We start from the raw sequence: 17,304 nt of genomic DNA, 5'->3' as shown, positions 1-17,304 counted from the left end.
TCATTATTTTTAACTTCTTTTGACTGGTTCTAAGCCCGGCCGATATTTCTTCTCGTCGAGAAACTCTTTCATGTCGCGCTCCCGGGTTTTTTCCGGATCGGCGGCGCGCAGCGCCATGCTCTTGGCGCCGAGATACTCGTAAGCCTGGTCCATGTTCATGCCGCGCACCGCTTTGATCGCCTGCTTGGTGTAGGCCAACACCGTCGGTGCCTTCGCCATTAGCTCGCGCGCGATCTCGATCGTTTCCGCGCGCAGTTTCTCCGGCGCCACTGACAGGGTCGCAATGCCCAGCTCCACGGCTTTTTTGCCATCGATGGTGCGGCCGGTCATCGCATAGAAAAGCGCATTGCGATAGGAGCACATGTCGCCGAAGACTTTGCTGACGTTGCCGCCGGGGATGATGCCCCAGTTTACTTCCGACAGACCAAATGTCGCGTTGTCGGCGGCGATGACAATGTCGCAGGCGGCCAGCGAGACGAAGGCGCCGCCGTAACAGTAGCCGTTGACCATGGCGATGGAACGCTCAGCCGCGAATGGCGTCGGCGCGACAAACGACAGCACCAGCGAAAAAACTCCGACCACGGGTAAAACCTGCACGGGGTCTCCACTTGTAAACAGTTTGCCAGCTCGGAAACCGAGCCTTACTGACCGTTGGGAAAAACCAAAGCTGCAGCGACGGGGGCCGCGCTAGATGCGCAGCACGGAGAGGAAAAGGTAGCTAGGGATGGAATCGGCTAGAACTCCCGGCGGACCGCGCCCAGAGGGACAGAGTGGATGAAACTCGCCGCCAGCTACGACGCGTGCCACGGGTGCAAAGAAATATTCATGTTGCTGGTAACTAGGGGCGAAGGACCGGGACAGAACGAAATGTTCGAACGGATTGGGGCAGTGAACCGCTGGCCCGCCCTCAGAATGGTGTTCGTGGTCGTGGCCGTCGTGCGCATGGGCAGCGGCTGGCTCACGGCTCTGCTCTAATAGCCCAAGCGCTTGGCAATTGGCCACGGCAAAACCCACGGTGACCGCAAACAGAACCACCGCGCTAGTGAAGATTGATAACCGATGCAAGCTCACTTTCACTAACATTAACTCTCCCATCTAGCCCATTTCAAGAGCTTGTTCTGATCGGCCGCGTCATCAGAAGGATGATCCCAAGCAACATAAAAGCCAGACTGAAGAGCTGCGCTTGCGACAGACCGAAAGCCGCCACCGGATTGATGCGCCAGAACTCGACCAAGAGCCGCGCCGCACCGGTGAGGAATAGATACAACCAGCCGAGCGTACCCGGCGCATAGTCTTTATTTCTGAGCGACCAAAGAATAGCAAAAGCCAACACACCGCCGGCAAATTCGTAGAGCGGCGTCGGATGGACCCGCACGCCGGGCGCGTATGGAATTCCGGTATTGGGATCGGCCCATCCGACAATCGCCTTGGTGTAGGCCACGCCCCACGGCACGTCGGTGACACTGCCCCAATCGCCGTCGCCGGCGAAGTGACAGCCGAGCCGACCTACTCCGTATGCCAGCGCCAGCGCCGGCGCGACGATGTCGGCGCCGACCAGCCAAGGGATATTATTTGTCTTGACCACCCAGCTAACCGCCAAGGTGCCACCGAGAAAACCGCCATACCAGGTAAATCCCGCGCCGGTGAAAACATAATTGAGCGGCGCGGCGAGAAAGTTGTTCCAGTCTTCGAGAACGAACAAGAGCCGCGCGCCGACCAGGCCGCCGATTGCGGCGGCGAATACCATCGTCGAAGCCAGCTCTGGATTGTAGCGACGCTGTTTAAGTTCCGCCGACGCGACCCATGCGCCTGCCATCGCAGCCAAGGCCATGAACGCGCCAAAGCTGTAAATCGTAATCGGACCGAGTTGAAAGACAATTGGGTACATTGAGCTGAAAGATAACAGATGGTCGGTGCAATTGCACTCACGGAGCTGCGTTGGCGCGGTAAACCACTTCCAAGACAGCCGTGACTCCCGGCGCAATCACGACGCGGGTCGATTGGGACCCTAACTTTTCATGCCAGATATCGACGCGGTACTCCCCTACTGGCACCATTGGAATATGAAATTCACCACGGCCATCAGTAAGCCCATGGTACGGCGTCGCGACAACCACAATCGCTGCGCTCATCCAGGTATGCAGCACGTCGCAATCGACGCGCACGATGCCCACTCTCGTCAACGATTTAGTAACCCGGCGCCACTTTGGCAAGCCGACATTGAACAACGTCTCGCGCCCCATGCGGGCGTGCACCGTATGCAAGATCGGATCGCTGTTCTTGAGCAACAATTCACTACCCACCGGCGCGATCTGAACATGCGGCACAAAGGCACAATTTTGGTTATCCAGTGAGATCTGTGCGGGCACGACTGGCGCGTGCGTCACCGGCTGCATGATAACGGCTGCGTTGCGCAACCCCCCGTCATGGTCGATTTGGAAAGTTTCATTTGCGACGTTGGCGCCGCAAAACGACCGATTCTTAAATACCGGGTGCGGTTTGGGCCGCGCCCATGTCCCGGTGACAATCACGCGGCCGCTGAGCTGACCGCTGTCACCGGCTCGCGCGAAGGGCGCGGCCGCCGCCAAAGTCACCAAAACAACAATCCCAGCAAATATTGCACGTCTCATGGGTTTGATTGTTTGTGCCATGTTTCTCTGTTAACAAAAAGCCTTGTCTCGTAAAGCCAACGTGCGCGCTGTGATTCAAAGAGTTAGCGAAGCTCAGGTCGTCGTCGATGCCGAAGTCACCGGCAAGATTGGCGCCGGGCTTTGCGTGCTTCTCGGCGTGCACAAACAAGATACGCCGGAGCGGGCCCATTGGCTGGCTGAAAAGATTGGCAATCTACGAATCTTCGCTGACGACCAAGGCAAGATGAATCGATCGGTGAACGATATCGGCGGCGAAATTTTGGTGGTATCACAATTCACTGTTTACGGCGATGGGCGCAAGGGCAATCGGCCGTCTTTTACCGATGCCGCCGAGCCGGCCCGCGCAATTCCCCTTTATGAGCAATTTATTGCCCGTCTTCGCGCCGCCGGCCTTGCTGTGGCGACCGGCCGCTTCGGCGCCGACATGAAACTCTCCCTTGTCAACGATGGACCGGTGACGTTAGTGCTCGATTCTTAAGCTATGCACGTCGTCCTCTACGAACCCGAGATCCCGCCCAACACCGGCAGCGTTGCGCGCCTGTGTGCTGCCACGCTAACCCCGCTGCACCTGATCGAGCCGCTGGGCTTCAAGATCGACGACAAGCACTTGAAACGCGCCGGCTTGGACTACTGGGAGTTTGTCGATTTGCATGTGCATAAATCGTGGGAAGACTTCATCGCCCGTCAAGCGCCGCAGAAGCTGTTGTACTTCTCCAAGAAGGCGATCTCTGCGTACACCGAAGTTCGTTACGAGCACGATGACTATCTCGTCTTCGGCCCCGAGACCCGTGGACTACCTGAGGCGCTGATGTCGGCCAACCGAGCGAGATGTTATCGGATCCCGATGCTGGGGACAGGAGTGCGCAGCCTCAACTTATCCAACGCTGTCTCCATCGTGCTCTATGAAGGATTGCGTCAACTGGGGCTGACATAGAACTGCACAGCGGGGAGCAAGCTACGGGAAATATTGGAATAAATTCTGCTCGCATGCGCCAGGTAATTACCAAAAAGGCCTTGACGCTGCGAGTTAGAATGATTATCTATGGCTACCAAATTTCTTGCCTGAGGGGGGTCGATATGAGGGTCCGGGTAAATGCATCGCGCATGCCCAAGTTTATGCTGCTATTGGCGACATTCTTGTTGTCAGCAGCCATTCCGTTGGGCTTCGGAGCCGAAAGCACACCCGGTTCCGCGACATTCAATTTGATCCTGCCATTTAAGGATCTAACCGTCGGCCAGGGGCAAGAAGCCACCATGGATGCCGAAGTCGTCAACCGGACCAAAGAGCCGGTTGAGATAAGCCTTACCATTGAGGGAGTGCCCGGTGGTTGGGACGTAAACTTCAATTCGCGCTATCCGAGCTTTCCCATCCGCTCAGTTCAAGTACCGGGCGGCGACCAAAATACCAACAAATCCACAACCCTCGAATTCAAAGCCAAGATTCCCGAGTTTACTAGACCCGGAGTCTATCCGATTCGGGTCACCGCAAAAGATAAGAACGGGTCGACGTCCTACAGTGAAACCATCAACTACCGTGTCACTTCGAAAAAAGTCGAAACCGGCGGCATCAAGCTCACGAGTCAATATCCGGCGCTAAGCACTGGTTCAGGGCAAACGTTAAAGTTCACCGTCGACCTGAAAAACGAAACCAACAAACCCTTGGCAACCAATTTGGCTGCGCAAGCGCCGCAAGGTTGGACGATTCGTTTCAAGCCGCAGTTTGGCGATCAGCAGCTTTCGTCGATCCAGCTAAAAGAATCCGGCTCTGAAACCCTCAGCGTCGAAATCGACACGCCGGTCAAAGCGGATGCCAAGGAGCAGCCGGTCACGATCACAGCGCGATCGGGCGCTTTCGAGGCCAACACCACGGTCAAAGTCAGCGTCAAAGGCGCGGCGGATCTAAAAATGGGCACCGCAAGCGGCACGCTCAACAGCTCGGTCACCGCCGGCAAGAAGGCGCCCATCGATTTTCTGGTTGGCAACGCCGGCACTGCGCCGATTCGCAACTTGGCTTTCGTTACCAAGAAGCCAAATGACAAGTGGACCGTCGAATTCAAGCCGGACAAGATCGATGCTTTGAATCCCGGCGAGGTGCGCGAAATCAAAATGGAGATTCTCGCGCCGGACCGGACCATCGCCGGTGACTATCTGCTAACACTGACAGCCAACGCCGCCGATGTGACCAAATCGGCAGAGTTCCGCGTCACGGTATCGACCCCGACGATTTGGGGCTGGATCGGTTTTGGTATCGTCGGTTTGGTCGTGCTCGGATTGGGCTTGGTTTTCTTCCGCTTGGGCCGCCGATGAGCGCCGTTGTCGACACCAAAAACTTGACCAAGCGCTACCGCGAGAAACTTGCGGTCAACGCGCTGAACCTCACCGTGGACGAAGGTGAGGTGTTCGGTTTTTTGGGACCCAACGGTGCTGGCAAGACCACCACGATCTTGATGCTCCTGGGTCTGACCGAGCCGACTTCCGGTCAAGTGGCGGTCTGCGGCTTCAACCCGACCCGCGATTCCCTCGAAGTCAAAAAACGCGTCGGCTACCTGCCGGAAAACCCCGGCTTCTACGACGACATCAGCGCGCGGGAGAACTTGCTCTATATGGCGCGCTTGAATCGGATCCCCGAGCAGGAAGCGCGTCGGCGCACCGCTGAAGTTCTCGAACAGGTCGGCCTGTCCGACGACGGCCGACGCTTGGTGCGCGAGTTCTCCCGCGGCATGAAGCAGCGGCTCGGCATCGCCGAGGTGCTGGTGAAAAAACCCTCGGCCGTGATTCTGGACGAGCCGACCCTGGGACTCGACCCGGACGGCGCGATTCGCATTCTGGAATTGATCAAGGGTTTGAATCGCGAGCACAAGCTGACGGTCATGTTGTCGTCGCACCAATTGCAGCAGGTGCAGCAGATCTGCAACCGCGTCGGCATCATCGTCAAAGGCCGGCTAATTGTGCATGGCGAGATGGACGCGCTCGGCAAAGCGATCTTGAAGGGTCGCCAGTGGAATTTCCTTGTCGAAGTGGCCGGCAATAGCGACGGCTTGGAGCGCGAGCTGCAGGCGATTGCCGGTGTTGACGAAGTGGAAAAGCGCACCCACGGCTGGTTTCTGCGCTGCACGGAAGACGTGCGCAGCGCCGTCGTTGGACTGGTCACGCGCAAAGGGCTGTCGCTCTTGCAGTTGCGCTCCGAGGACCCGACCCTCGAAGAAATCTACCTGAAATATTTTCGCGAGGCATAGCCATGAGCGTGGTGTTTTGGAAAGAGTTGGCGGATCACTTCAGCAGCCGCCGCTTCATGATTCTGTTGATCATCATCGTGCTCTCCGGCCTGTGGGCGACCTACGCCACTGGCCAGGCGATCCGCCAGAACACCGAAACCGTGCCCTCGCAGTACGTCTTCTTGCTGCTGCTCACGTCGAGCGGCGAGACGCTTTTCTCCCTGGCAACTTTCTTAGGATTTTTCGGGCCGCTCGTAGGTATCACGCTCGGCTTCGACTCGATCTCCGGCGAATACGCCCGCGGCACACTGAGCCGCGTGCTCTCGCAGCCCATCTATCGCGATAACCTAATCAACGGCAAGTTTTTCGCCGGCCTGACCACCGTCGGGGTGCTATGGGGCTCAATTCTGCTGCTGGTCATTGGCCTCGGCATCACGCTGCTCGGTTTTCCTCCCAACGGCGAAGAGATCTGGCGTATGCTCATCTTCACTACAGTTGGGGTTTTCTACGTTGGCTTTTGGCTCGCCCTTGCGATGCTTTTCTCATTGCTGTTTCAAAAGACTGTCACCGCGGCGCTGGCATCGATGGCGGTCTGGCTGTTTCTCTCACTATTTGTCGCAGTCGTAAGCTCCGCCATCGGCGGTTTGATCGTCCCCGAAGCGACGACCCCTGAAGCGCTGGCAAAGCGCGCGGATATCGAGAACATCGTCGGCCGCATATCGCCAAGCACACTGTTCAATGAAAGCGTTGGAATCTTGCTGAACCCGGCGGCGCGGGTTTTCGGCATGGCGCTGCAAAGCCAAGCCGAAGGTATTTTGCCGACCCCCCTCGCGTTGGAGCAGAGTCTGAATCTCATCTGGCCGCATATCACGACCATCTTCGGTTTGGTCGCGGTCTGCTTCGGCATCTCCTATATCATCTTCATGCGCGCTGAAATTCGCGCCTGAGCGGAATCCGTTTCGAGTTTGGCGTTTCGGGTTTCGCGTTCAAACCCGTCAGGCGGTCACTCGCCAACGCTCTGCAAAACTATTTCGCATTGGGATTGTTGATATATAAACCACTTCTGATTACTATCGGGAGAATTTCAATCTATCCCGCCTGTGTCACAAGGAGGAAATGAATGGCTTACCAAGATCTACGTGAGTACGTCGCGACATTGGAGAAGCATGGCAAACTGAAACGGGTCACCAAAGAAGTCGACAAAGATTGGGAGATTGCCGCGGTTTGCCGTCAGCTCTTCAAGAAAATCCCGCCGCACAAGCGCCCGGCGTTGGTGTTTGAAAACGTCAAAGGTTACGACATCCCAGTTGTTGCTGGAGTGCTCGGCGCGTCGCGCGAGATCTACGCGATGGGTTTGCAGACCGAATCGGTGGAAGGCATCAACCGCAAATGGGATCATGCCTTAGAAAACCCGATTGAACCGCGCATCGTCAAAACCGCGCCTTGCAAGGAAAACATTCTGCACGGCGATGATGTGGATATTACCAAGCTGCCGGTGCCGACCTGGACGGTCGGCGAAGATCCGGCGCCCTTTTTTACCTCGCCCTATCTGATCACTAAAGACCCTGAGACCGGCGTGCGCAACATCGGCACCTATCGCATGCAAGTCAAAAGCAAGAACAAGACAGGCCTGTTGATCGGCAAACGCCAGGATATGGCCTGGCACATCTACAAAAACAACGCGAAGAATCAACCAACGCCGTGCGCGGTTGTGATCGGTGCCGACCCATCCATCGGCTATGTGTCGGTGTCCAAGATTTCCGAAGCCCTCGATGAGTTCGCCGTCGCCGGTGCGCTGCGCGGCCAGCCGGTCGATTTAGTGCCCTGCGAGACGATTCCTTTGGAAGTGCCCGCAACTGCAGAAATTGTTCTTGAAGGCGAGATTCCACCCAACGCCGTCGAGCCCGAGGGTCCGTTTGGCGAATACACCGGCTACATGGGTCCGGCGGGGAACGAGCCGTTCTTCAACATCAAATGTATGACCTTTCGCAACAAGCCGCTCTATCAAGCGTTCATCAGCCAGATGCCGCCGTCGGAGTCGAGCTGCATCCGCGGCATCGGCCGCGAGTGGCCGCTGTTTAAACATTTGAAAGACACGCTGCGCATTCCGATCAAGGACTTGCGTTTGAAAGAAGCCGGCGGCAGCGGCGCCTATCTCGTTATTTCACTCAAAAAACAATTCGACGGCCAAGTGCGCCAGCTCATGTACGGCGCCTGGTCACAACGCACCGGCTTCGGCAAGCTTACGGTCGTTGTCGACGACGACATCGACGTCTGGGACGACTTCGCAGTCGACTGGGCGCTCAGCTGGCATGTGCGGCCGGCGCAAGATGTCTACATCGAGCGGGACGTGCAGGCTGTCGGCCTCGACCCGTCGCAGGCGCCGGCCGACGTCGTGCAACATCACCCGAGCCGCTACGTCGGCTCGCGCATCGGTATCGACGCCACGCGCAAACATAAATATCCGGCAATCTCCTTGCCGCCCAAAGAACACCTGGAGATAGTGGCGACCCGCTGGCACGAGTACGGCATCGAGGACTAAGCGCCATAGGGGTTAGTCCATTCCAGATTCCAAAATCAAGATTCCAGATTGCCAGGCTATGCCGATCCGATAATCTGGAATATGGAATCTGTAATTTGGAATCTAAGAAGCTGCGCTAAGCGCGCATCTTCTTGGCCGCCGCCATGATCGATTCGATGATCTTCTTATAGCCGGTGCAGCGGCAAATATTGCCGTGCATGAAATGTTTGAGATATTCTTCGGTGGGACTGGGGTTCTCATCCAGCAGCGCCTTGGAAGCCAGGATCATCCCGGGTGTGCAAAAGCCGCATTGAAAGCCGCCGTGCTCGATAAAAGCTTCCTGCAGCGGATGCAGCTTGCCGTCGTCGGCCAAACCTTCGATGGTCAATACCGATTTGCCGCGCACTTCGAACGCCAAGGTCGTGCAGGCGCTGAGCGGTCGGCCGTCCACGAGGATGGTGCACGCGCCGCACACTTGCACGTCGCACGAACGCTTCGCCCCGGTCATGCCCAAACGGTCGCGCACGACGTCGAGCAACAGCTCGTGGGGCTCGACTTCAAGTTCTTGCAAGCGGCCATTGAGAGTGAAGGAAATCGGAATGGTTTGAGACATCGCCTTAGACATTAGATTAACTCCCGGAAACTTAACACTGAGCTAGAGCGGCCTGGAACGCGCGCTTGAGCAGCACGCCGACAATGTGTTCTTTGTAATCCTGCGAGCCGTGCAGATCGCTAATCGCTTGCGACGCTTTGCCGGCAATCTCTCCAGCCCGCGCGAGATTGCGCGTCGCCTCATCGGTGCTCTTGCCTTGCAGCAGCGCTTCGGCCTCGGCGACGCGCTTGGGCGCCGGGCCGGCGCAACCGACCGCAACTCGCGCCTGGCTCACAGTACCGCCGTTGACCGTGATCGCCACGGCGACACCGACACTGGGTCGTTCCAAATAGCCGAACTTCAAATAGGCGATTCCCGAGCGGGGTGCCGGCACCGGCACCTCGATGGCGGTGAGCAATTCGTCGGCGCCGAGCGATGTTTCATAGGCGTCGACGAGAAAATCCTGCGCCGCGATGGCGCGCTTGGAACCACCCTTCTCGGCGATCATCTTCGCATCGAGAGCCATCAGCAAAGTGCCTGGGTCCGCATGCGGCTCGGCAAAGCATAGATTGCCGCCGAGAGTGCCGGCTTGGCGCACGCGCACGTTGGCAACGTTGTTTTCAAGTTTGACCAGTGCCGGCAGGGTTTGCTGCAGCAGCGCCGACTGCTCCAGCTGATGATGGGTACAAAGCGCACCGATGCGGATCGCGCCGTTATCGCGCGCCACTTCGTTCAAGCGAAGTTTTTTGATGTTGACCAGCCGTTCATATTGAACCAGGCCCTCTTTCATCGCCAACAACAATTCGGTCCCACCGGCGTAGACTTTGGCAGACTCACCAAAGCGCCCCAATAGCTCGGTGGCTTCGCTTACGCTACCCGGCTCCTCTAAGCGGAAACGTCGCAGCATTCTAGGAATCTCCTTCTAATTGCTTTTTTACCGCTTGAGCAAACTCATCGAGCACCTGATCGGCTTTGCGCTTGATAATGCCGTGCCCTAGTGCGGCGAGTTTACCGAGAATATCGACACCCGCGGTGAAACTGAGTGTGGTCTTGTCAGTGTCCCCTTGCAGACGGACGTCTAAATCGATCTTCATGCGGCTGCCGATCTTGTTATCCGCACCCGACGCTTGCGCCTTGATGCGCGACAGTTCCTCACGTTCCAGGACTTCGATGGTCGTCGGGAATTCCACTTTGAAGGGTCCGACCTTCTCCACCATCGTGGCCGCGTAGCGCTTGCCGGCTTCAACGGTCTTCGCCTCTTTGCAACCGGGGACGCAGGCGATAAAACGATCGACGTCCCAAATGAAGCTCCAGACTTTTTCTTTAGATGCGTGAATATCGACGGATTTTTCGAACTGCAACGGTGACTCCTTGCTTGATCATTTTTTGCTATCAGAAGCTTGCCAAACAGGCAAGGGAATTCGCGTTTTTTAGCGGGCTCGATGGGTGCTGCGCACCGGGAGAGGCGCGCGGAGATAGCGAATTATAGGTTAGCTCAGGCCGGCAGCGTCTTTGACGTCTTTCAGCTCTTTGCTCAGATAGATTTTGAGCTTTTTCTTGACTCGTTCTTCAATCTGACGCACGCGCTCGCGGCTGATACTGTATTTCTCGCCGATCTCGCGCAACGTTAAGGGATCTTCGTTAAGCAGCCGCTCACGGTAGATCACCAATTCTTTGTCCTTGAGCGATTTCGCGAAAGTCTCCATCTTTTCACGTAACAGCTGCTGGTACTGCGTTTCCGCAAACTGCTCCTCGGGGGTCTGTTTGTCGTCAGGCAAAAAATGCAGCAGCGTCGCTTCATCGTCGTTGCCAATCGGCACGTCGACCGATAAGTCCCGGCTCGCCAGCCGCTGTTCCATCTCGACGACTTCGTCTTCCTTGACGTTCAAGCGTTGCGCGAGCAGCTTTGGGCCAGGGGTGATGCCTTCGGCTTCGAGCTTTTCTTTTTCTTTTTGCAAATTAAAAAACAGCTTGCGCTGCGCCTGGGTGGTGCCAATCTTCACCATGCGCCAATCACTCATTATGTAACGAATCATGTAGGCGCGAATCCACCAGACCGCATAGGACGGGAAGCGCACGCCGCGATAGGGGTCGAAGTTCTTCACCGCCTCCATCAACCCCATATTGCCTTCTTGAATGAGGTCCAAAAGATTTTTCAGCGCCTTCTGATATTCCCGCGCGATCATCACCACCAAGCGCAGGTTGCCGGTGACCAATTTGTAAGCCGCTTCCAGATCGCCGTATTCTTTGTACTGCACGGCGAGTTTGTGTTCTTCCTCTCGGCTCAAAAGCGGAAATCGGCGAATCTCCGCGAGGTAGCGCTGCAGCGGATCATAGGGAACCAGCGCTTTGGCGCCCTCTTGCGGCTCCTCATCGTTGACAAGATCTTTGGAAAGCTCTGCCGTGAGGGCGGAGATGTCTTCCTGGAGGTCTTTATCTTCTTCGGCCATTAGCCCTGCCTAACCCAAGTTTGCCAAAGAAAGAAGGATTGCGAAGGACGCAACAACCGTTTAGGACCAAAAATTGAGAGAATGACCGCCTATCGAAATTTCGGCGGCAAAAAATTGGGTGGAACAACCTATAACGAATTGGCAACCTTGCGCACTTTCCCGTCAGCGATCTCGCGCAGCGCCACGACAACTTCACGGTTGTCGGATTCGATCAGCGGCTTGGCGCCCTTGAAGAGCTGGCGCGCGCGCTTCGATGCCAGCATCACGAGCTCAAAACGGTTGTTCACGTTCTTTAAGCAATCTTCCACGGTAATACGCGACATTGCACGCTCCCCTTTTATGACTTTAATGAATATAAAACCAAATTTCGCCGAGGCAGTCAACGAACGATCTGCCGCGATTGGAGGTGGGAAACAGTAAACGGGGGAATTAATGCTCGATTTCTCGAGCGGCGCGCGGCTTAGCAAAGGCCATATCCAATGCGATGCCGGTGACAATCGCTTGCCAAGCCTCGTCCTCAGACAGCCCATGACCCTTAATGGAGCGCCAAAGATAGATGATCTCTTCCTCGGAGACCGACTCAAGGAAGTCTTGATCGTGATTCAAATCAGTGTCGATTGCTGGAGTCTGCCGCATAAGTTTTCGCCGTGCTTAGTGAATAACCTGCTGCAGAAACATAACAGCAAGCAACATGCCAACAGCTTGAAAGGGCAAAATCGCGGTATATTGGGGGGTTCCAATATTCCCCCAGCCGGTAGCTCTGCTGATCCTTTGGCACCTGCGCTCAAAAAACTGACAACCTGCGCAGGGAAATTCCCACAATCAGTCGATCACGGCGATACCGGAAATCTCAATCATGCAATCAGGATTGTACAGCCGCTTCACTTCGACGAGAGTTATGGCGGGAAAGAACTTGCCAAAGACCGCGCGATAGGAGCTGCCGAGCGGTTTGGTATTGTTCCAATAGGCTTCTAGCTGCGTAACGTAAATCGTCAAAACTGCGTATTGATTGGGCCGCCCGCCCACCGCTTCGATGGCGGTTTTCAAGTTGCGCATCACGCGGTCGAATTGCGCAACAAAATCGCCCTTTCCGACCACCTGGCCGTTTTCGTCGAAGGGCGCCTGGCCGGCAATATGGACCACCGTGCCGCCGGTGATCTTGGCGACGTGGGCGTAACCGACCGGCTTCTCCAGGCCATTGGGATTGATCAACTCGAAAGGCATTGCTGCTTTTACTCCTGCTATCCGTTGAGACCAGTGGTTGCCGGACTCCAGTACTCGATAAAATTCTTAAGCTCACCAACTATGTCATCGGATGCCGCCACGTACGGCAGAATCACCCGCGTCGCTCCCGCTTCTTGATAGGGCTTGATCTGTGCCACAACTTCCTCGGCAGAAGTCGCCGCCGCCATCGGCAAACTGTTGAAGAGTTTGTCCGTAATCAGCTTGCGCGCTTCATGAAAACCACCGCTCTTCCATGCCGCGCGCATCGCTTCCACTTCGGCTTGGAAACCCATGCGCCCCAAAAGATCGCGATAATAATCCGCCAGCGCGTAATAGGTCAACGCATGGCTCAACGCGTCGCGCGCCGCCGCATAGGTTGGCGCAATCGAGCAGCGAATCTTGCAGATGATCTCCATCTGCGCCGGGTCCTTGCCCACCTCTTTGCCGCCCTCGCGCACCGCATCGGCGATGCGACGAATCTCGGCAGGATTGGCCATGTTGATCAACACGCCGTCAGTGATACGACCGGCAAGCTTGGTCATTTGCGGACCGAACGCAGCGAGGTAGACGGGTATGGGATTTTTGCTCGGCTTGAAAGCCATCTTGAACGCATGGGACGAGAAGTATTGGCCGTCAAAATCGAGCTTCTCGCCGCGCATAGCGCGCCGGACGATTTCCAAGTACTCCTGAATGCGCCCGAGCGGATGATCCATGGTCAGCCCATGCCAACGCGCAATCGTTGGATTGGAAGAGCCGACGCCGAGCAAGAAGCGCCCGCGCGAAAGCTCGTCGAGACCGACCGCTTGCAGGGCCAACGTCGCCGGCGTGCGGCCGAGAATGTGATAGACCGCTGAGCCGATTTTCATGCGGCTCGTCACCGCCGCCACCGCGCTCAACATCACCGTCGGGTCTTTATTATTCGCCTCACCGCCCCAGGCGCAGCCAAAGCCATGCTGCTCGGCCAAACGCGCCAGCTCGGGAATGGCATCCATCGGAAGCTGCGCGCCGGAGTTAAACTCGATGTCGATCTTCATGGACTAATCAGACGTAGCTCGCCGGCAAGGCGGTGGAAAAGACTTTTATATTCTCGGTCTTTTCGACGTGGCGAATGAAGCGATATTTGTTTTCGACTTCGTCGAGGGGAAACGGCGCCACATCGACTCTTTCGGCGGTCACCTTGGCGCCGATAAACGTGCCGGCATTGCCCGCCACCGCGTCCCTAACCAGCTTGGCGAATGAATCGACCGATTCAGCCCAAAAAGAATTTTCAATGCCAGCGGCGCGGGCGATGCCGACCAAGTCGGTGCCGCAGCCGGTGGCGGTCTTTTTACTGCCTGAAGCTTCATAGACCTCGTTGTCGAAGACGATATGAACGAGATTCTTTGGCTTCATGCGCGCGACGGTTGGCAGCGAACAGAGATTCATCAACAACGAACCGTCGCCGTCGAGGGCGATCACTTTGCGATGCGGAAGCCCTAACGCCATGCCCAGGGCAATCGACGAACACAGCCCAAGGGTGCGCACGCGAAAATTGCCGTCGCTGGGGTGCAGCGCGTTCCACTCCAGTGTCATCGCGCCTGCCGAGCTAACGACTAAGGCGTCTTGCGCCTCTGCAGCGACTGCTTTGAGACAATCAAACCGTTTCACAAATGTTCCTGCTATAGCGACTTCAGAACCGAGCGCCGCCCCAAAACTTCCTTGGTCAACAACAACGCCACCGGACGCTTGGCGTCTTCCGTCAGAATCTGTGCCCGTTTGATCAGCTCCGGCGCGTCGTCCGGATCGCGCATGATGTAGTAGCGGATACCCAAAGCCTGAAGCACGGGCTCGGTCATGCTGCCGCTGGTGGCAAAGGTGCGGTCGCCGATGTCGCCGGCGTAGTAAATCAACAGCAACAGCGGAATCTGATATTGCAAGAGCGTACTGACAATCGCGTTATTGCTATTGAAAAACCCGCCGTTTTGCATGATCGCCGCACACTTCTTACCGACCAGATAAGCGCCGGCGCAGATGCCAATGCCCTCTTCCTCGCGGCACAGCGGCACGTGAATAACGTCGCGGTCTTCCTCCACTTCGTGCAGCAGCTGGGACAGATTGATATCGGGCAACGTGGCAATCAGACTGATGCCTGCGCCTTTCAACCCGCTGACGATTGTTTTGGCTGCGCTTTCCGCGCTCACGAAATTTCCTTCCCTGCTGGATTGAGTATTTCGCTTAACACCAAACGGTTAGGGGTTCAATCGCCGCCTCGCCAATTGTTCCCCAAAAAAAGTTCCGGCCGATATTGGCGTCGGTGTTACAAAACAGAAAGTTGATTTCATCGGCCGCCAGCGCCACGCTGCCGCCGCGGACTACCACATCTTCGGCATCGAGGCCATGCTTATCGAACAAACGGTTTTCCAAAGCAGCGTAGAGATGCATGAAACCACCGGTGACGGCGCAGGTGCCGATCCGCACTTACGCCGCAGGCTCTCCCGGCTTGGCCAAGTAAAGATTCGCCTGGGCCCCGCCTGCCCCGAGCATGAGCAGGGTAAGACCAAGAATACCTCTCGACAAATGCCAATGGTTCATAGGGGCTCCTCAACGATCGTGCCGATTCAATGCTTCCTGGAGAACCTTCGGGATACGCGCAATCCGCCCCGCGTTATCGATGCAGGCATGCTGGGTCGAACCGGTCGCCAAAAGAGCTCTGTCCGCTTCGCGCGTGATCCGATAGTTAAACACGAGCGACGCGCGGCCCATCTCTGTCAACGTCGTCTCGATCGCAACCACGTCGTCATAGCGCGCCGATTGTGAATAGCGACACTGCACTTCGGTTACCGGGAAATGCAGCCCCTCTGCCTCGATTGTCGAGTATGAAACGCCGATCTCACGCAGGAACTCCGAGCGCCCACGCTCGAACCAGCGCAAATAATTGGCGTAGTACACCACACCCATCTGATCGGTGTCACCATAGATGACCCGATAGGTACAAGTATTCTTCGGTGGAGTGCTGAGCTTCATCGCCTGACGGCTGCGCGACCCTACCGCTGCGCTATTTCATCCAAGGCCCAGCGAATTTCTTCCCGCACGGCGCCGTCGTCCTCTATCCCTAAGCGCTCGTCGAGTGCCCGCCGGGCCGCTTGCGTCGCAACCCGCCCCAACGCCCAGGCGACGTGACTGCGCACCAACGGCTCGTGATCGCCAAGCGCCAGGGCCAATGCCGGCACAGTCTCGGGGTTGCCGACATTGCCGAGCGCCACTGCGACATTGCGCAACAAGCCGCGGCGTTTGGCACGCAGGATCGGGCTGCCGCGAAAACGGCGGCGAAACTCGTCGTCGGTGATCGACAGCAGCGCGATCAAGTCCGGCGCATGAAGTCCGGCGCGCGGCAGAAAAGCATTCTCCAAAGTCGCTTGCGCCTTGACGTTGTAAGGGCAAACCTCCTGGCAGATGTCGCACCCGAAAATATGATTGCCCACCAGCGGCCGCAGATGGCGCGGCATGGCACCTTTTAGCTCAATCGTCAGGTAGGAAATACAGCGCCGCGCGTCGAGCACGTAGGGACCGACGAAGGCCTGCGTCGGACACGCTTTCAGACAGAGCTCGCAGTGTCCGCAGCGGTCGCGGATCGGCCGGTCATAGGCCAACGGCAGATCGAGAAATAACTCACCTAAAAAAAACCAGCTGCCTTTCTTGGGCGAAATTAGCTGGGTGTTCTTGCCGATCCAGCCAAGGCCGGCGATGCCGGCAAAATCGCGCTCCAGCACCGGTGCCGAATCGACAAAGGATCGCCCTTGCACCGGGCCGCCATGAAGTCCACGAATCTCTTCGAGCAACGCGTCGAGCTTGGCTTTCATCACATCGTGGTAGTCATCGCCCCAGGCGTAGCGCGAAATCCACCCTTCTGGCTCGCTAGAAAGCTCTGGCCGCAACCCCGAGGTGTAATAGTTCATGCCCACGGAAACAATCGAAGCCGCCCAGGGCGCCAATTCCTTGGGCTCGCGCCGGAGTTGCTCAGTGCGCGTCATGTAGCCCAGCTCACCGGCAAAGCCTTCACGCAGCCATTGGGCGAAAGACTGCTCGTGCAACGGCGGCCGCGCAGCCGAAATGCCTGCCAGCTCAAACCCTAACTGCTGCGCGCGTTCTTTAATCTCTTGCGACAGCAACGCGGATGGGTCCAAGTCACTCCGCTTCATGGGGGGTCCCGCAGCTCGCGGTTTAATGCAACGAAGGCTTGTTGTCGGGATCTGACTCTTCTGGCTCGAGAAAAGGCTTGCGTCCGGCGAACCCGTCTTCGATACGATGCCAGAAATTCACGCTCGGCTCACCGATCTGCCAGCAAAGAAAAACCACTTCGTTACCCAGCATGCAGGGAAAATCGATCAAACCTTGCTCAGCGCCTTTACAAATGCAGCCGTGGCTCTGAATCTCATTGACCCATTCTTTCACTTGAGCGATGAGCCGCGCGATGTCGCCGTTTTCCTGCAAACGATCGAGCAGATTGGGCGCTTCGGGATCAAGCCGCTCGGTGCGAATGACGGTTTCACTGGCGCTGCGCAGGCGCCGAATATTTTCCAGAATTTTTTCAACAATCGGCCGCACTATGGGCAGCAAAGCGTTGGCTTCGTTGATAGTGAAAAGCTTGGTGAAGTTTTCTGCCTGTGCCATG

At 56.9% G+C, this 17,304-nt stretch carries 23 protein-coding genes; 6 read left to right on the top strand and 17 right to left on the bottom strand.

Going from position 1 to position 17,304, the window contains the following annotated elements:
• Positions 1-9 precede the first annotated feature (9 nt).
• The 3 genes from FJ145_20030 to FJ145_20020 form a co-directional block, all read right to left on the bottom strand.
• Positions 10-597: a hypothetical protein gene (locus tag FJ145_20030; protein ID MBM4263701.1), complete on the bottom strand. Its 588-nt coding sequence runs from the start codon at positions 595-597 to the stop codon at positions 10-12.
• 508 nt (positions 598-1,105) lie between these two features.
• On the bottom strand, positions 1,106-1,888 hold the full coding sequence (locus FJ145_20025; protein MBM4263700.1) for a prolipoprotein diacylglyceryl transferase: 783 nt from the start codon (positions 1,886-1,888) through the stop codon (positions 1,106-1,108).
• 37 nt (positions 1,889-1,925) lie between these two features.
• Positions 1,926-2,630, bottom strand: a complete 705-nt coding sequence (locus tag FJ145_20020) for a hypothetical protein (GenBank protein MBM4263699.1) — start codon at positions 2,628-2,630, stop codon at positions 1,926-1,928.
• 61 nt (positions 2,631-2,691) lie between these two features.
• Here FJ145_20020 and FJ145_20015 point away from each other — a divergent pair, with 61 nt between their 5' ends.
• The 6 genes from FJ145_20015 (at position 2,692) to FJ145_19990 (ending at position 8,408) form a co-directional block, all read left to right on the top strand.
• Positions 2,692-3,129 carry a D-tyrosyl-tRNA(Tyr) deacylase gene (locus tag FJ145_20015; GenBank protein ID MBM4263698.1) on the top strand — a complete coding sequence of 146 codons (438 nt, stop codon included), beginning with the start codon at positions 2,692-2,694 and terminating at the stop codon, positions 3,127-3,129.
• A 3-nt stretch (positions 3,130-3,132) separates the two neighbouring features.
• Positions 3,133-3,585 carry a tRNA (uridine(34)/cytosine(34)/5-carboxymethylaminomethyluridine(34)-2'-O)-methyltransferase TrmL gene (trmL, locus tag FJ145_20010; protein MBM4263697.1) on the top strand — a complete coding sequence of 151 codons (453 nt, stop codon included), beginning with the start codon at positions 3,133-3,135 and terminating at the stop codon, positions 3,583-3,585.
• Between the two features lie 53 nt (positions 3,586-3,638).
• On the top strand, positions 3,639-4,958 hold the full coding sequence (locus FJ145_20005) for a hypothetical protein (GenBank protein ID MBM4263696.1): 1,320 nt from the start codon (positions 3,639-3,641) through the stop codon (positions 4,956-4,958).
• Positions 4,955-5,887: an ABC transporter ATP-binding protein gene (locus tag FJ145_20000; protein ID MBM4263695.1), complete on the top strand. Its 933-nt coding sequence runs from the start codon at positions 4,955-4,957 to the stop codon at positions 5,885-5,887. The genes FJ145_20005 and FJ145_20000 overlap by 4 nt, the downstream gene beginning before the upstream one ends.
• A gap of 2 nt (positions 5,888-5,889) precedes the next feature.
• The gene (locus FJ145_19995) at positions 5,890-6,813 is read left to right on the top strand and encodes an ABC transporter permease (GenBank protein MBM4263694.1); all 924 of its coding nucleotides are present in this window, start codon (positions 5,890-5,892) and stop codon (positions 6,811-6,813) included.
• 173 nt (positions 6,814-6,986) lie between these two features.
• Positions 6,987-8,408: a UbiD family decarboxylase gene (locus FJ145_19990; GenBank protein ID MBM4263693.1), complete on the top strand. Its 1,422-nt coding sequence runs from the start codon at positions 6,987-6,989 to the stop codon at positions 8,406-8,408.
• 115 nt (positions 8,409-8,523) lie between these two features.
• Here FJ145_19990 and FJ145_19985 read toward each other — a convergent pair whose 3' ends face one another.
• From FJ145_19985 to FJ145_19920, 14 genes are all read right to left on the bottom strand, one after another.
• Entirely contained in the window at positions 8,524-9,000 is a 477-nt protein-coding gene (locus FJ145_19985) for a (2Fe-2S)-binding protein (protein ID MBM4263692.1), read from the bottom strand.
• Positions 9,001-9,031: 31 nt separating this feature from the next.
• A complete protein-coding gene (locus FJ145_19980; GenBank protein MBM4263691.1) occupies positions 9,032-9,886 on the bottom strand; it encodes a xanthine dehydrogenase family protein subunit M in 855 nt (284 codons plus the stop codon).
• A gap of 1 nt (position 9,887) precedes the next feature.
• Complete coding sequence (locus tag FJ145_19975) at positions 9,888-10,340, bottom strand: hypothetical protein (protein ID MBM4263690.1); 453 nt, start codon at positions 10,338-10,340, stop codon at positions 9,888-9,890.
• 129 nt (positions 10,341-10,469) lie between these two features.
• Positions 10,470-11,429 (bottom strand): sigma-70 family RNA polymerase sigma factor, encoded by a 960-nt coding sequence (locus FJ145_19970; GenBank protein MBM4263689.1) that lies wholly within the window; start codon positions 11,427-11,429, stop codon positions 10,470-10,472.
• A gap of 128 nt (positions 11,430-11,557) precedes the next feature.
• Positions 11,558-11,752 carry a DNA-directed RNA polymerase subunit omega gene (locus FJ145_19965; GenBank protein MBM4263688.1) on the bottom strand — a complete coding sequence of 65 codons (195 nt, stop codon included), beginning with the start codon at positions 11,750-11,752 and terminating at the stop codon, positions 11,558-11,560.
• A 106-nt stretch (positions 11,753-11,858) separates the two neighbouring features.
• Complete coding sequence (locus FJ145_19960; GenBank protein ID MBM4263687.1) at positions 11,859-12,065, bottom strand: hypothetical protein; 207 nt, start codon at positions 12,063-12,065, stop codon at positions 11,859-11,861.
• A 186-nt stretch (positions 12,066-12,251) separates the two neighbouring features.
• Positions 12,252-12,653, bottom strand: a complete 402-nt coding sequence (locus FJ145_19955; protein MBM4263686.1) for a RidA family protein — start codon at positions 12,651-12,653, stop codon at positions 12,252-12,254.
• 17 nt (positions 12,654-12,670) lie between these two features.
• The gene (locus tag FJ145_19950) at positions 12,671-13,687 is read right to left on the bottom strand and encodes an LLM class flavin-dependent oxidoreductase (protein ID MBM4263685.1); all 1,017 of its coding nucleotides are present in this window, start codon (positions 13,685-13,687) and stop codon (positions 12,671-12,673) included.
• Positions 13,688-13,694: 7 nt separating this feature from the next.
• The gene (locus FJ145_19945) at positions 13,695-14,300 is read right to left on the bottom strand and encodes a thiamine pyrophosphate-binding protein (protein ID MBM4263684.1); all 606 of its coding nucleotides are present in this window, start codon (positions 14,298-14,300) and stop codon (positions 13,695-13,697) included.
• 11 nt (positions 14,301-14,311) lie between these two features.
• Positions 14,312-14,833, bottom strand: coding sequence for a sulfopyruvate decarboxylase (locus tag FJ145_19940; protein ID MBM4263683.1), 522 nt, complete (start codon positions 14,831-14,833; stop codon positions 14,312-14,314).
• A 34-nt stretch (positions 14,834-14,867) separates the two neighbouring features.
• A complete protein-coding gene (locus FJ145_19935) occupies positions 14,868-15,110 on the bottom strand; it encodes a hypothetical protein (GenBank protein ID MBM4263682.1) in 243 nt (80 codons plus the stop codon).
• A gap of 123 nt (positions 15,111-15,233) precedes the next feature.
• Complete coding sequence (locus tag FJ145_19930; GenBank protein ID MBM4263681.1) at positions 15,234-15,656, bottom strand: acyl-CoA thioesterase; 423 nt, start codon at positions 15,654-15,656, stop codon at positions 15,234-15,236.
• Between the two features lie 20 nt (positions 15,657-15,676).
• A complete protein-coding gene (queG, locus tag FJ145_19925; GenBank protein MBM4263680.1) occupies positions 15,677-16,831 on the bottom strand; it encodes a tRNA epoxyqueuosine(34) reductase QueG in 1,155 nt (384 codons plus the stop codon).
• A gap of 22 nt (positions 16,832-16,853) precedes the next feature.
• A complete protein-coding gene (locus FJ145_19920; GenBank protein MBM4263679.1) occupies positions 16,854-17,303 on the bottom strand; it encodes a DUF2203 family protein in 450 nt (149 codons plus the stop codon).
• Position 17,304 lies beyond the last annotated feature (1 nt).

The sequence above is a fragment of the Deltaproteobacteria bacterium genome (assembly GCA_016874755.1).
In the GTDB taxonomy this organism is placed as follows: Bacteria; Desulfobacterota; Binatia; order UBA9968; family UBA9968; genus DP-20.
The sequence above is the reverse complement of the archived record's forward strand: the minus strand, read 5'-3'. Positions and strand labels throughout refer to the sequence as shown.

What these genes read in the sequence shown, in the direction of transcription:
- FJ145_20020 (MBM4263699.1), bottom strand. Translation starts at nt 2,630, where the DNA reads ATGAGACGTGCAATATTTGCTGGGATTGTTGTTTTGGTGACTTTGGCG.
- FJ145_19930 (MBM4263681.1), bottom strand. Translation starts at nt 15,656, where the DNA reads ATGAAGCTCAGCACTCCACCGAAGAATACTTGTACCTATCGGGTCATC.
- FJ145_19955 (MBM4263686.1), bottom strand. Translation starts at nt 12,653, where the DNA reads ATGCCTTTCGAGTTGATCAATCCCAATGGCCTGGAGAAGCCGGTCGGT.
- FJ145_19985 (MBM4263692.1), bottom strand. Translation starts at nt 9,000, where the DNA reads ATGTCTCAAACCATTCCGATTTCCTTCACTCTCAATGGCCGCTTGCAA.
- FJ145_19995 (MBM4263694.1), top strand. Translation starts at nt 5,890, where the DNA reads ATGAGCGTGGTGTTTTGGAAAGAGTTGGCGGATCACTTCAGCAGCCGC.
- trmL (MBM4263697.1), top strand. Translation starts at nt 3,133, where the DNA reads ATGCACGTCGTCCTCTACGAACCCGAGATCCCGCCCAACACCGGCAGC.
- queG (MBM4263680.1), bottom strand. Translation starts at nt 16,831, where the DNA reads ATGAAGCGGAGTGACTTGGACCCATCCGCGTTGCTGTCGCAAGAGATT.
- FJ145_19965 (MBM4263688.1), bottom strand. Translation starts at nt 11,752, where the DNA reads ATGTCGCGTATTACCGTGGAAGATTGCTTAAAGAACGTGAACAACCGT.
- FJ145_20025 (MBM4263700.1), bottom strand. Translation starts at nt 1,888, where the DNA reads ATGTACCCAATTGTCTTTCAACTCGGTCCGATTACGATTTACAGCTTT.
- FJ145_19990 (MBM4263693.1), top strand. Translation starts at nt 6,987, where the DNA reads ATGGCTTACCAAGATCTACGTGAGTACGTCGCGACATTGGAGAAGCAT.
- FJ145_20000 (MBM4263695.1), top strand. Translation starts at nt 4,955, where the DNA reads ATGAGCGCCGTTGTCGACACCAAAAACTTGACCAAGCGCTACCGCGAG.
- FJ145_19980 (MBM4263691.1), bottom strand. Translation starts at nt 9,886, where the DNA reads ATGCTGCGACGTTTCCGCTTAGAGGAGCCGGGTAGCGTAAGCGAAGCC.
- FJ145_19920 (MBM4263679.1), bottom strand. Translation starts at nt 17,303, where the DNA reads ATGGCACAGGCAGAAAACTTCACCAAGCTTTTCACTATCAACGAAGCC.
- FJ145_19970 (MBM4263689.1), bottom strand. Translation starts at nt 11,429, where the DNA reads ATGGCCGAAGAAGATAAAGACCTCCAGGAAGACATCTCCGCCCTCACG.
- FJ145_19960 (MBM4263687.1), bottom strand. Translation starts at nt 12,065, where the DNA reads ATGCGGCAGACTCCAGCAATCGACACTGATTTGAATCACGATCAAGAC.
- FJ145_19950 (MBM4263685.1), bottom strand. Translation starts at nt 13,687, where the DNA reads ATGAAGATCGACATCGAGTTTAACTCCGGCGCGCAGCTTCCGATGGAT.
- FJ145_20005 (MBM4263696.1), top strand. Translation starts at nt 3,639, where the DNA reads ATGCGCCAGGTAATTACCAAAAAGGCCTTGACGCTGCGAGTTAGAATG.